General features: G+C 24.9%; 12 protein-coding genes. 4 read left to right on the forward strand and 8 right to left on the reverse strand.

All coding sequences use genetic code 11. The features are described 5' to 3' along the window. Window positions 1-27: 27 nt before the first annotated feature. The 8 genes from ACFO3U_RS00295 to ACFO3U_RS00330 all read right to left on the reverse strand — a co-directional run bounded on the left by ACFO3U_RS00295 (window position 28) and on the right by ACFO3U_RS00330 (window position 9,328). The gene (locus tag ACFO3U_RS00295) at window positions 28-1,104 is read right to left on the reverse strand and encodes a glycosyltransferase (RefSeq protein ID WP_379737326.1); all 1,077 of its coding nucleotides are present in this window, start codon (window positions 1,102-1,104) and stop codon (window positions 28-30) included. Then, complete coding sequence (locus ACFO3U_RS00300; RefSeq protein ID WP_379737328.1) at window positions 1,097-2,032, reverse strand: O-antigen ligase family protein; 936 nt, start codon at window positions 2,030-2,032, stop codon at window positions 1,097-1,099. Before ACFO3U_RS00300 ends, ACFO3U_RS00295 begins: the two co-directional genes overlap by 8 nt. A 236-nt stretch (window positions 2,033-2,268) precedes the next feature. Continuing rightward, entirely contained in the window at window positions 2,269-4,179 is a 1,911-nt protein-coding gene (locus tag ACFO3U_RS00305; RefSeq protein ID WP_379737330.1) for an ArnT family glycosyltransferase, read from the reverse strand. Between the two features lie 179 nt (window positions 4,180-4,358). Next, the gene (locus ACFO3U_RS00310; protein ID WP_379737331.1) at window positions 4,359-6,083 is read right to left on the reverse strand and encodes a right-handed parallel beta-helix repeat-containing protein; all 1,725 of its coding nucleotides are present in this window, start codon (window positions 6,081-6,083) and stop codon (window positions 4,359-4,361) included. Then, on the reverse strand, window positions 6,080-6,382 hold the full coding sequence (locus tag ACFO3U_RS00315; RefSeq protein WP_379737333.1) for a T9SS type A sorting domain-containing protein: 303 nt from the start codon (window positions 6,380-6,382) through the stop codon (window positions 6,080-6,082). The genes ACFO3U_RS00310 and ACFO3U_RS00315 overlap by 4 nt, the downstream gene beginning before the upstream one ends. A gap of 161 nt (window positions 6,383-6,543) precedes the next feature. Beyond that, the gene (locus tag ACFO3U_RS00320) at window positions 6,544-7,275 is read right to left on the reverse strand and encodes a glycosyltransferase family 2 protein (RefSeq protein ID WP_379737335.1); all 732 of its coding nucleotides are present in this window, start codon (window positions 7,273-7,275) and stop codon (window positions 6,544-6,546) included. 9 nt (window positions 7,276-7,284) lie between these two features. Further along, window positions 7,285-8,022 carry an FkbM family methyltransferase gene (locus ACFO3U_RS00325; protein WP_379737336.1) on the reverse strand — a complete coding sequence of 246 codons (738 nt, stop codon included), beginning with the start codon at window positions 8,020-8,022 and terminating at the stop codon, window positions 7,285-7,287. Beyond that, window positions 8,015-9,328: a lipopolysaccharide biosynthesis protein gene (locus ACFO3U_RS00330; RefSeq protein ID WP_379737338.1), complete on the reverse strand. Its 1,314-nt coding sequence runs from the start codon at window positions 9,326-9,328 to the stop codon at window positions 8,015-8,017. The genes ACFO3U_RS00325 and ACFO3U_RS00330 overlap by 8 nt, the downstream gene beginning before the upstream one ends. A 118-nt stretch (window positions 9,329-9,446) precedes the next feature. Here ACFO3U_RS00330 and ACFO3U_RS00335 point away from each other — a divergent pair, with 118 nt between their 5' ends. From ACFO3U_RS00335 to ACFO3U_RS00350, 4 genes are all read left to right on the forward strand, one after another. Continuing rightward, the gene (locus tag ACFO3U_RS00335; RefSeq protein WP_379737339.1) at window positions 9,447-10,187 is read left to right on the forward strand and encodes a WecB/TagA/CpsF family glycosyltransferase; all 741 of its coding nucleotides are present in this window, start codon (window positions 9,447-9,449) and stop codon (window positions 10,185-10,187) included. Window positions 10,188-10,268: 81 nt separating this feature from the next. Then, window positions 10,269-11,219, forward strand: coding sequence for an NAD-dependent epimerase/dehydratase family protein (locus tag ACFO3U_RS00340; RefSeq protein WP_379737341.1), 951 nt, complete (start codon window positions 10,269-10,271; stop codon window positions 11,217-11,219). A 92-nt stretch (window positions 11,220-11,311) separates the two neighbouring features. Further along, window positions 11,312-12,634 (forward strand): O-antigen ligase family protein, encoded by a 1,323-nt coding sequence (locus tag ACFO3U_RS00345; protein WP_379737342.1) that lies wholly within the window; start codon window positions 11,312-11,314, stop codon window positions 12,632-12,634. Beyond that, complete coding sequence (locus ACFO3U_RS00350; protein ID WP_379737344.1) at window positions 12,631-13,614, forward strand: UDP-glucuronic acid decarboxylase family protein; 984 nt, start codon at window positions 12,631-12,633, stop codon at window positions 13,612-13,614. Before ACFO3U_RS00345 ends, ACFO3U_RS00350 begins: the two co-directional genes overlap by 4 nt. The last annotated feature ends 3 nt before the right edge of the window (window positions 13,615-13,617 follow it).

Here is a 13,617-nt window from a genome sequence, read left to right on the forward strand (position 1 = left end):
GAGGTTTTGAAGAAAATCTCCTTTTTTTTATAAAGATTTGTATAATTCATTCCACAAATATCCTTTTTCATTCCAGGAATAATTTTTAAGAACAAAGTCGTAAAGACAAATTCCTCTTTCAATTCTTTCGTTAGTATGCATTGTGCAAACTATATTTAAAGTTTTTACTAACTCTTCTAAAACAGGGTTTATTAAAAAACCACCGTTTTTATTCCATTGTTTAGATAACCCAGTATTGTAGGTTGTTATAACTGGAGTTTTAAATGAAGCAGCCTCTAAATTAACCATTCCAATAACTTCAGAAAAAGATGGAGCTACAAAAGCTTTTGCGTTTGCATAAAGAATATTTTTTTCTATTCCTTTTGCTTCACCATAATAACGAATCCTTTTGTTTAATCCTTTTTTATTTATTAATTCTAAAATAGACATACAATAGTCATTTTTAAAACCAACTAAATAAAGCTTTATATTTTTATTATCAATTTTTTCAAATGCCTCAACTAACAACTCAATACCTTTAACAGCATGAAATCTGCCTAAAAACAATATATATTCTTCTTTAGGGTCATATTTTAAACTGTTTGTTTTGTCTATGTTAATTAAATTTGGAATTTCAATTATTTTTGGATGCTTGGTTAAGTTAAAAATATTGTTTTTTTCCTTTTCGGTGATAGCATGTATGATTTTAGTTTTTTTTAAAATAGATTTTAATATTATATTTAAGTATAAGTATTTTTTAAGTTTTTTATCATTTAGTAAATAAGGTTCTAGCATTCCGTGACAGGTTAAAATAGAAGGAATGTTATTTTTTTCGGAAATTTTAGCTGCAATATATTGCGGATACATCCATACACCATGTAAATGAAGTATAGAAGTAGGGTTTAAATCAATTTCAACTTTTTTTTGGTAATCAGAAGAGTAATTCCAAAAATTCTGTTTGCTTTCTACTAAATCAAAAACATCATTTTCTTCTTTTTTTAATGTAATTATTTTAGACGAAAGATCAGAAAGGTTCAATTGATTATTTAAATCAGTAATCATGCTTCTTAATCCACCACTAGTTAATGATACATCTTCAGCAATATGTATAATTTTTTTAGGCATTTAAATTGCTTTTTGATTTGATAAATGAAAAATAAAATATCCAAATAAAGAAAAATAACTCAGGGGGAAAATAATGTCCATCTCTAAATAACTTCAAAATAAAATAAATAACCAATCCTTGTGAAAAAATATAATCAGAGCTAGTAAAACAATTATAGAACAAAATAAAGCTAATAATTATAAATATTAAACCAATAACACCAAATTCTGAAAGCATTCTGTTAAATAAAGAATTTGCATCAAATGAATTGTCAGTATGCCTTTTTTGAGATCTTAAGTATTGAGGAGGTCTCATTGTTTTTAAATATTTTTTAGTATGCATATAATGGTGACTCCCAATACCACTTCCAAAAGGATGTTCTTTTATGTTCTCTTTCATTATATATATATTTGCCAACATTACATATGAACTTAAATTTGTGTCTTCTTTGAACTTACCTGTTTTTATTACTTTTAAATTTTCAACTGTATCATCTACACGTAATTTAAAAAACTCAAAGTTATTATAAGTATAAATAAATGAAATAATAACAAAAGGAACTGTTGCAGAAAGATATATTAACCTTTTACGGTTTAAATTAGGCAAAATAAAAATTAAACCACAACCAATATAACCCAGAGAAGAATTAGATATAATAAGGGTGATAAAAATTATAAAAAAAGAAATATACTTTTTTGTTTTAAAATAATAATAACAAGCAGGTAAAACTAAAATAACATAATGGGCAGGTTCTTTTAAAATACTATAGAAACGAGGATCATTATAGGTGTTAAAATTAATACCTAAGAAATATAGTGGAAAACCAATTATTGCAATAAATAAAGCAATATTTACATACGTTTTTATTAAATTATTTACATCATTTATTCTTACAAAATTATAATAATAAGTACCAACAACGGCAATCCCAAGTATTTGTGAAAGCATATAGTTATAGGGTATTTTTATTATGGTATAACAAAGAAAAGCATGAATAAAAAAAAACGTAAGAATAGCTACAAAATAAATATTGAACGTTATTTTTTTATATTTAAGCAGTAGTATATAATTTACAAATATTATTAAGTACAATAACTTCCAATCAATAATAAAATTAAAGAAAAAAGCTTCTGTAAATATGGCAAATATAGAAGAATATAAAAGATATTTATTTAGGTTTATTTTCATTTATTTAGTTTGTAGAACCAAATATAAGTATTATTAGGTGATTGATTTATATATGTTTTCCCTTTATAAAGGAAATATGGTTTATTAATATTTGCTATAATTGAGTCAACATCTTCTTCATTTTGGTAAATTTTTGAAGTAACATTAGTAACATTTATAGCAATTAATTCAATTTTTTCATAATAATATGAATTAAATATAGGATATTCCCAATCACTTAAATGTAAACCAGTTTTTTTAGAATTTGAATCATATAATAAATTGTTTATTAATACATATTCTTGATACAAATAAGGCTGGTTAGAAAAATATTTTTTAAATCGGTTATCAGAAATTGATATGGATTTTGTATATTTTCTATTTTGAACAATTGGTCTTAAATTATTAAATATATAATAAAAACCAAATGAATAAATTAGAACAGGTACTAATAAATAAGTTATTTTCTTAAAATAACTTGATAACTGCAATGCAATTCCTAAGTGTAATGAGCCAACTATAAACAAAGTAATATGTAACCTAGTATGCCAAGGCTGCCATTTAAAAATACTAATAAATAAAAAAGCTTGAAAAATCAAAATACAAGTCAAAATAATGTATAATTTATTATAACTTTTATTTTTAAAAATATATTGAAATATAATAATTGCTATTGATAAAATAATCATTACAAGAGCTAATGTATTAGGAACATAATCTTCATGAGTAGTTAATTCTAAAGGAGCAGAATATTTTGCACCTAAATAGTTTAATTTTTTATCATCTATATCAACATTTATTTTTTTGTGTAAATCTCTAATTATGTAATCAGACTTTTCATTTATTGGATAACCTAAATGTAATCCTATGTTTTTAATCGAATTTGAAATAAAGTTTTTTAAATTCATTTCTTCATTCATATATGATGAAGCTTCAAAATCATCAATATTTAAAATAGAATGATTTATTTTATAATTTCTATAATAATGAGAAATATTTATTAAAAGAATTACTGAAATGAGTAAAAAACCAAAATTTATTATTTTTAAGTTTTTTGTTTTAATTAATTTTTTTAGCATAAAAACACTAAAAATTATTAATATAGGTAATAAAAAAACGTAAGAAGTTCCTTTAGTGAAAATAGCTAGTCCAATAGCTATGCCTAAAATCAGAAAATTTTTTAATGTTACATTTTTATAACAATTATAGCAGTATAATAAACTAGTTAATATAAAAAAAGCAACAACAATATCATTTTTTGTTGTACTTGCTTGTAATAAAACAGACGGTATTGTTAAAACAAATAAAATTGAGATTAACTTATTTGTGAGGTTAATTTTAAGCTTAGTTAATATTTCATATATAACTATTAATATGTTTACTAAAAAGAATAATTCAACACTATTAGATAGATAATCATTTCCATTTAGTACATTAATATTAAGTATGAAGTATTCTGCAAAAGGAGGTTGATATAAATGTCTTAATATATGTGTTTGAAAATGATCTACGGATTCATTAGACAACCAATACATTATTCTAGACATGTGATAAGTTAAAGAATCCCAGTTGTTAGGAGGATAAGCAATTCCTTGAAAAAGTATTGCAAAAAGAAATATAATTATTAAAAATAATAATATTTTATCTACAACAGAAATATTATTGTTTAAACTAAATAATTTTGTTTTTATTATTAGGAAGCTCTTGTTTTTAATTATAAAATAGGTTAAAATTACAGCAAAGACTAACCAAAAAGATAATATACTTATAAAGTTTAAAGAATTAAAAATACTTAACAACTCTACATTTAAAACAATAACTGTTGAAAACAACAAAGTTGATTTAATCATAAAATCAGCTAAAGAACTTTTCAAATCTGATTTATGGACAATTAAAAATAATAATAGATAACAAATATATAATAACATATTAATTTTTTAAAATGAGGAATATTTATTTTTTATATAAAAACCATCTTTAAATTATTATTTCTTATTTGAAATGAATTCTCAAATATACATTTACATGGAAAATTATTATATACACTTTTCTTGACCATGAAAACTTTCCCTTTCTTTACATTACTCTTTTTAATATTGAAATTTATTTAATCTAATATATAAGGACTGATTGCTAAATTATCTCCATTGGAAGGTAATGCAAATTTATATTGAGCGGCTCCAGGTAAAAACATTGGTGATATAATTTTTGTTTTCCAATCACCAACATTAGTACAATAATTTGTAATATGATATTTGGGTAAGATATTTACAGGATTAGCACCATTATTAGCTGTTAAAAAGACAGGACTTATAAAAACTAATGTACTAGTTTGATTTTCAGGCACATTTCCATATTTTCCAATTACTAAATCTGAGTACATCTCATTTTCAAACCAGCCATTACCTAGAAATGACTCAGAAACAAAATTGCTTAAAGCGTTATTTATTAAAACCAAACCATTTGTGCCAGAAAACTCATATCTATTATTAGAAAACTTATTATGAGTTGCAAAACTAATTATTGCACCTGTACCACCATTTTCAATTATATTATTTGAAATAAAGTTATTATGAAATTCATTTGCGTAAAAACTAACTGCTTTTTCTTTTTTAATTATATAATTATTACTTACACCTATTTCATTATTTAGTATCCAATTATCTGAACTATCAGTTAAATGAAAGGCACCATAATAATCATTAAAATTTATATTATTTAAGCCATAAAGACCTTGAATAAAATTATTTTCAATTCTAGAGACACTTATTTTTCCCATTAATGCATGTTTATAACAAAAATTTATACTGTTATTATAAATTCTATGAGCCTCTCCATAAACTTTTATTGCAGCTTCTAAAGTGGGAACATTTTGATAATCTCCATCAATTGTAAAATATTCAATACAAGAATTTTTAGAATTAGTATTATTTGCTGGTAAATTAGGGTTGCCGATTTTAAAGATATAATTTGAACCAGTTACAGGTTTAATTATAACACCTACTTCATTTGTAAAACTATGACTCACTCTTTGTTCTGCGCTAAAAGTAAATCCTGTAGGAATATCTATTTCTTTTAATTTATAAATGCCTTTTGGAAAAATTACCTTTACTTTTAAAAAATCGTTTTTATATGTGTCAATTATTTTATTTATATTGTCAGTATAATCATTACCTGAACCAAGTGCACCGAACCATTTTACATTAATTTCTGATGAATCAACATTTCTAATCCACCTTCCATTTGAATTATAGTTACTTGGTTTTATTGTTGTACCATCATTATCAACATCAGATGAGTTAGAATTCCATGTAAAATGACCACCTCCACCATCAGCATCTGAAGAATAACCTCTTACATAAACAACATTACCATTAGAATCTCCAATTGTTTCACGTAAGCTTTGAAAATTTGCAATATTAATTATTGATTTAGAAGGGTTTACATTATCGCTATATAATGCATATGGTACGCTCATAAATTGACTTATACCAGAAGCAATATAATTTGTTCCTCCTGTAGGGTCTAATTCAACTTTTAAATACTTTGATCCAATACCCCATTGAATATCAGAAAAAACTCCTGTTAATACTGAACCTTGACCTATAACTAAAGAATAAACACCATTAGAGTTAGTTAATATAGTATGTTCTTCACTGTATATAACACTACCAGTTTGACTAATGTCTAGAATACTTGCTTTAACACCTACATTACTATTTATTATTATATTCCCATTAGATGAATATGCTATAGATTGATAATTAATACCTTGAGGGGATTGTGAAAATGAAAAATAAGAAATGAAAAATAGAATAATAAATTTTTTCATAATTTTAATATTTTAAAAGGTTTAATATTTTCAATTTTTGGAATAACAATATAAACGCCAACATTTAAATTTGTTAAATCAATTTTATAATTGATTATCAATTTTTCAATAATTTTCCTCCCTAACTGATCATAAATTTCTATTTCAAAGGGCTCTTCAATATTAGATATTAAATATAATTCATTATAAACAGGATTAGGATAAAAAGAAAAATAATTTTGAAAGTTTAAATCCTCAATTTTTTCTTCTTTTGAATCATATTTTAAGAATACTTCTGTTGTTCCTATCAGATAATTCATACTATTGTTTGAAACGGAGCCAGAGTTTAATTTAAAATTTAAATTTTCTTGGGAGTAAATAGGCTTACTAAAAAATAAGAATGCAAAAAGAATATATTTTTTCATGATAAATGTTTATAAAATTAATATAAATCAGAGAGATGCAATTTTATTTAATATGTTTATTTTATTCTTAATAATCCATATTTTAAAATACAATAAATTGCTCTAAATCCATCTCTCCAGCCTATTTTTTTACCTTCTTCATACGTTCTACCGTAATAAGAAATACCAACTTCATAGATTCTTATTTTAGGTACTCTAGATATTTTAGCAGTGATTTCTGGCTCAAAGCCAAAACGATTTTCTCTTAATTTAAGAGACTGAATAACTTTTGTATTAAACAATTTATAACAAGTTTCCATATCTGATAAATTCAAATTGGTAAACATATTTGAAATAAAAGTTAAAAAACGATTTCCAATGGTATGCCAAAAAAATAATATTCTATGAGGATTTCCACCCATAAATCGGCTACCATAAACTACATCAGCAAAACCATCTAAAACAGGTTTTAAAAGCAAATTATATTCTTGAGGATCATATTCTAAATCAGCATCCTGAATAATTAAATAATCTCCTGTTGCTTTTTGAATTCCAGTATGTAAAGCAGCTCCTTTCCCCTTATTAACTTCATGTTTAAAATATTGAATATTTAGAGTAGGGTTGCTATTCATGTATTTTTTAATAGCCTCTTCTGTATTGTCCTTTGAAAAATCATTAACTATTATTATTTCTTTCTCAATATTGTTTAACAAGTTTACTTGTTGTAGTTTGTCTAAAATTAAATGTATAGTTGGACCCTCATTATAAGCAGGAATTATAATAGATAGTTTTTGAAATGTTTTTATCATTAGCATAGTTTATTTAAAAAAAATACCATCAACTTCTAATAGTTTTCCTGTATTTTTGTCGTAATGTCCACTTTCAATTGTGGTTAATTTAAAACCCAAAGATTTAAGAAAATCACTCATCTCTTCAAAAGTTAAAGTTCCTTCATAAGAAGGAATAAGAGCCATTTCTAATTGAATTCCAGCGATTTTATTAAGAGAATCTTTTGCACCATCTAATACCATTTTCTCATAACCTTGTGTGTCAATTTTAAGATATATGTTTTTATCTTTTAAGTTAAGTTTTGAAAATAATGTATCTAATTTATTAATAGTAATTGTCTCGGTTGTAACAAAAGTTGCTTCGGGTGCACTATTGGTTAATTGAGGTAAATCTTTTAATATAGAACTACTTACAGAGTTTTTAGAAATATTTATAGTCGATAGACCATCTCGTTCTCCTAAAGAAAGATTATGAACTTCCCATAAATTATCTTTTAAAGAAGCTTTCTTTAATTTAGAAAACGCTTCTGAAGTTGGTTCAAAAGAAATGATTTGTCCAATATAGCCTATATTTCTCAATTCAGAACCATATTGACCTATATTAGCCCCTACATCTATAACTACATCAATATTATAGTCTTTCAGAAGTTTAATCCTTCTGTCTAATTCTGGTGTTGGATACTTGATAATTTCAATCCCAGTTAGAGAATTAAAAAAACGCTTAAATTTTAAAAGTACAGCTTTGTTTTTATATATAAATTTATTCATTTATCGCAATAGAATTTACAATTTTGTAGCACTTATATGGGATAAAAATGACCCAAAGCGCCATAATAACTAATGAGGACAAAACGACACTGTTTATTCCGAAGCCCAAATCTACAAAAAAATATGACAATGGAATTTTTATTAATACACTTAATACTATAAATAAAATATAAAGATTCAATTTACCAATTCCATTTAAAAAAAAAGTATAAAAAGTCACATAAATTCTGATTAACGTAACCAAAGTGAGTAGTAACACAAAATGATTTGGATATTCAATTTTTTCTTTTAACCAAATTGATAACAAAAAAGGGATTAACATAGCCAAACCAATAACACCAGTAACAATTATAATAAAAAAAAGATTAAATTTTTTAAAAGATTCTAATAATGATTTTTTATTTTTCTCAATATAATTTTTTGCGAACATTGACCACAAAGGAGAAAGAGTTGCAAACAATATTAAAAAAGGGAACTGGAATAATTTATTTACAACTTCATATAATGTAACTTCTTTTGGACTAAACACATTTGAAATAATATAGTTATCAGAGGAAAATATAAACATTATACCAAGTTGAATAATCATAAATTTTGAACCTAGTTTTAATAAATCATATACAAATGAACTTGGTGTTTTTTCGTTTGTTTTAAGGTTTAACTTTTCTCTTTTAAAAAAAATAAAAGTATATAAAAAATTTGTAAACAATGAAAATAAACCATTTGTTAGTGTAATTAAGATAAGTTTTTCTTCATTAGAAATTTGTTTAAAATAAGTTACAATAATTAACAACAATATATAAAAGCCCAATTGGTTGAAAGCTATTGATTGTTCAGCATATTTCCCTTTTAAAAAGGCAACATACAATGATTTTTGTATATTGACTACAAAATTTAAACAAAAAAACAGAACATTTAATAAAAAAAGTTTGTCTATAAATTGTTTGGTATGAAAATCTATATTTAAAAGAACCTTAAAATCAATAAAGAAAGTCAATATATAGAAACCTAAAAAAATAACAAGTGATATATAAAAAGAGATTTTATAAGTAGTTTTTACATAACTTTTTAGAAGTTCAATTTTATTTTCATAAAGTAATATAGGAATTTTGGTTTTAAGAGAACTTTGAATACCAAAATCCATTAATAAAACCCATTGAAAAATGGTAAAAATAAGTACCCATAATCCATATTCTTCAAAACCTAAAAAATCTACTAAAACACGAATAGATAAAAACAAAGACAAACCAGAGGCTGCTTTATATAACCCACTCATAATTAAATGGTTTTCTAAAATTTTTTTCATTCAATTTATATATGATAAAATTTTTACAGAAGTCAAAAATACAATTAAATTCAACATTTAATGTAAATAAGATTTAAAGTACTTTAAAAATTAAGTATTATTGCAAAAAACTTATTAAATGAGTTATAAATCAGTTCAAATACTAGGAATCAAATTCTATAACGGAGGCGTTAAAGGTGTTTTTAATTACCTTAATGATAAAGGAGGGCTGTTAACGGTTCCTGCAGCCCCAGCATTAGTAACTATTAATAAAGACAAAGAGTATTATAAATCGTTATTGCAGTCTGACATTGTAATTCCTGATAGTGGTTATATGGTTTTGATTTGGAATATTTTTTTCAAAAAAAAATTAAAAAAAATATCAGGTTTAGAATTTATAAATTTTTTTCTTTCACAAAGCACCAAAGTAAATAATGGAAACTTATTTCTGGTAAATCCTTCAGACATTGATAGTGAAATTAACACACAATATTTGAACAATTGTAAATTTAACATTAATGAAAAAGATAACTACACAGCTCCATTTTATAAAGATAATATTAATGATACATTATTATTAAGTAAAATAGAACAAAATAAGCCAAAATGGATACTTATTAACATTGGTGGAGGGACGCAGGAAAAATTAGGTTTATACCTAAAAGATAATCTATCATACAAGCCTGCTATTTTATGTACTGGTGCTGCATTAGCTTTTAAAACAGGTAGACAAGGTAAAATGCCTAATTGGATGGATCAAATTTATTTAGGATGGTTACACAGATGCATGTCAAACCCTAAAACATTTATTCCCAGATATCTTAAAGGTTTTAAGTTGATAAAAATGGTTTTAAGCCATAAATCAAACACTGTCCAATGAAAATCTCTTAATCGTTGCTAAAAAATAAATTAAAAAAATTATATTTGTGGCGATTGATGAAAAAATTACATTAAAATTATAATGAAAAAAATATTAGTTTGTGGTGCAGGTGGATTTATTGGGGGCCATCTTGTTAACCGTTTGAAAAAAGAAGGTTTTTGGGTGAGAGGGGTTGATTTAAAAGAAAATGAATATGGTAATAATAATTCAGACGAATTTATAATTGGAGACTTAAGAGATCCTGAAATTGCAAAAAAAGTCGTTAAAGGTATTGATGAAGTATATCAGTTAGCTGCAGACATGGGTGGTGCTGGATATATTTTTACAGGAGAGCATGATGCTGATGTAATGAACAATTCTGCATTATGCAACTTAAATGTACTTGGAGCATCACAAAAAGAAGGAGTAAAAAAAATTTTTTATTCTTCTTCTGCATGTATGTATCCAGAATATAATCAAATGGATCCAAATAATCCAAAATGTTCTGAAGATTCTGCATATCCTGCAGCTCCAGACAGTGAATATGGTTGGGAAAAACTTTTTAGTGAAAGATTATATTTATCTTATCAAAGAAATTACGGAATAGAAGTTAGAATAGCACGATTTCATAACATTTTTGGACCACAAGGAACTTGGAACGGAGGAAAAGAAAAGGCTCCAGCTGCAATGTGTAGAAAAGCAGCTGAAGCAATGGAAGGGGGTCAAATTGAAGTTTGGGGTGATGGTAAACAGACAAGATCATTTCTTTATATAGATGAGTGCATTGAAGCAGTATTGAGATTAATGAATTCTGATTTTTCTGGACCAGTAAATATTGGCTCAGAGGAAATGATTTCAATTAACGACTTTGCAAAAATGGCTATTGAAATATCTGGGAAAGAATTGTCAATTAAAAATATAGAAGGTCCAACTGGAGTTAGGGGAAGAAATTCTGATAATAAACTTTTATTTGAAAAATTAAACTGGCAGCCTTCTCAATCTTTAAAAGATGGAATGAGAACTACGTATAAATGGATTGAAAATCAAATTTAATAATTAAAAAAGCGAGTTTAATTTAAACTCGCTTTTTTATTGGCTAATATTAATTATATTGCTAACATAAAAAGAAGTTAAATTAGTAAGTAATGAAACATTTTAAAGCTATTTTTCAAAAAGTAATTAACGATTTCAATCAAGACAAAAAAAATTATTTTTTAAATGTTATTTTCATTTTTCTCTTAATTAGCATTCCTTTTTCTAATTTTTTAAATAGTTCAGTAATTGCTCTTTTTTTTCTAATTAGTCTATTTAGATTTAATTTTATAAAAGAAATAAATGCAACTCTTATTTTAGTAATTATCTTTTACTTAATGATGCTGTTTTCTTGGTTTTGGACTATTGATAAAAGTCTAACATTAAAATCATTAGTGAAAGAAATTCCATTATTAATTATTCCAATTTGTTTTATTTTAAATAAAGATATTTTTAGACTTAATAAAAGTAAAATACTCAAATATTACAGTTATTCAATAGTTTTATTTAGTTTTTATTTTATTTTAAAAGCTTTTTATAATTTTAAATTAAATAATGATATAAATGTTTTTTTCTTTCATGATTTAGTTACTAAAGAACTTAATGCTGTTCATTTTTCTGTTTTTGTTAGTTTAGCTTTATTTTATTTTTTGACTAAAGAATTTAAAAAAATAAAACACTATTTTTTTATCCTTTTCTTATTATTATTTCTTTTTTTACTTTCTTCTAAAAACATAATATTTTCAACTATCTTTCTTTCAGGAATTTATTTTTTCTATTATTCAAAATCAGCAAATAAAATGCGATTGAGAAATATAATAATTTCAGGAATTATATTCTTATCCTTTTTTTCTTTCAGATTAATTAAAGAGCGTTTAATGTTTGAATTTAAAATAAAAGGAGAAAGTAATATTGGTCACACTGTAATTAATAAAAAAGATGTTGGCTCAAATGTTATAAGCATGAAAGAAGCCTGGTGTAATAAAAAATTTAATCAAACTGATTATTTCTCAGGATCTTCATTTAGAGTATATCAAACAAGATTGTTTTTAGATTTTTTGAAAGAAGAAAAAATATTTTGGACAGGATTTGGACTTAATGCATCTTATGACAAAATTGAAAAAAAAGGTATATATTATAATGTTTTTCAAGGAAATGATGAAATTGAAGGCTATCAAAAAAAGAATTTTCACAATCAATATATTCAGGTTTTCGCAGAATTAGGTGTAATTGGATTTGTGATTTTAATAATAATTTTATTTATAAATCTTAAAAATGCACTTAAACAAAAAGATTTTATACATATTGCTTTTGCAATTCTAATGATTAGTTTATTTTTGACGGAATCTTTTTTATGGAGACAAAGAGGTGTGGTCTTTTTCACTGCATTTTATTGTTTATTTAATAACACAAAAAGAGTAAAATTAAATAGATGAAAAGAATATTAATTACTGGTGCAGCGGGGTTTTTGGGCTCTCATTTGTGTGACAGATTTATAAAAGAAGGTTATTTTGTTATCGGAATGGATAATCTAATTACTGGAGATTTAAAAAATTTAGAGCACTTATTTAAAGATAAAAATTTCGAATTTTACCATCACGATATTACAAAGTTTGTTCATATACCTGGGGAACTTGATTATATTTTACACTTTGCTTCACCTGCAAGTCCAATTGATTATTTAAAAATTCCAATTCAAACTTTAAAGGTAGGTTCTTTAGGAACACACAATCTTTTAGGTTTAGCTCGAGTTAAAAAAGCAAGAATTCTTGTAGCATCTACTTCTGAAATTTATGGAGATCCTTTAGTACATCCACAAACGGAAGAGTATTATGGTAACGTAAATACCATTGGACCAAGAGGAGTTTATGATGAAGCAAAACGTTTTCAAGAGTCAATAACGATGGCATATCATACTTTTCATGGAGTTGAAACACGTATTGTAAGAATTTTTAACACTTATGGGCCGAGAATGAGATTAAATGACGGTCGTGTAATTCCAGCTTTTATTGGGCAAGCTTTACGTGGAGAAGATTTAACTATTTTTGGTGATGGAAGTCAAACAAGGTCTTTTTGTTATGTAGACGATCAAGTTGAAGGAATTTATAGATTATTACTTTCAGATTATCATTTACCAGTTAATATAGGAAATCCAGATGAAATTACTATAAAAGATTTTGCAGATGAAATAATTAAGTTAACTGGAACTAATCAGAAAGTGGTGTATCATCCTTTACCAATGAACGACCCTTTGCAGAGACAACCAGACACAACAAAAGCAAAAGAAATATTAGGTTGGGAAGCAAAAGTTTCAAGAGAAGAAGGTATGAGAATAACTTATGAATATTTTAAATCTTTGTCTAGAGGAGAATTGACGAAAGAAGAACATAAAGATTTTACAAAATACATTCACTAATTC

This window comes from Flavobacterium ponti (assembly GCF_042652765.1).
Taxonomy (GTDB): domain Bacteria; phylum Bacteroidota; class Bacteroidia; order Flavobacteriales; family Flavobacteriaceae; genus Flavobacterium; species Flavobacterium ponti.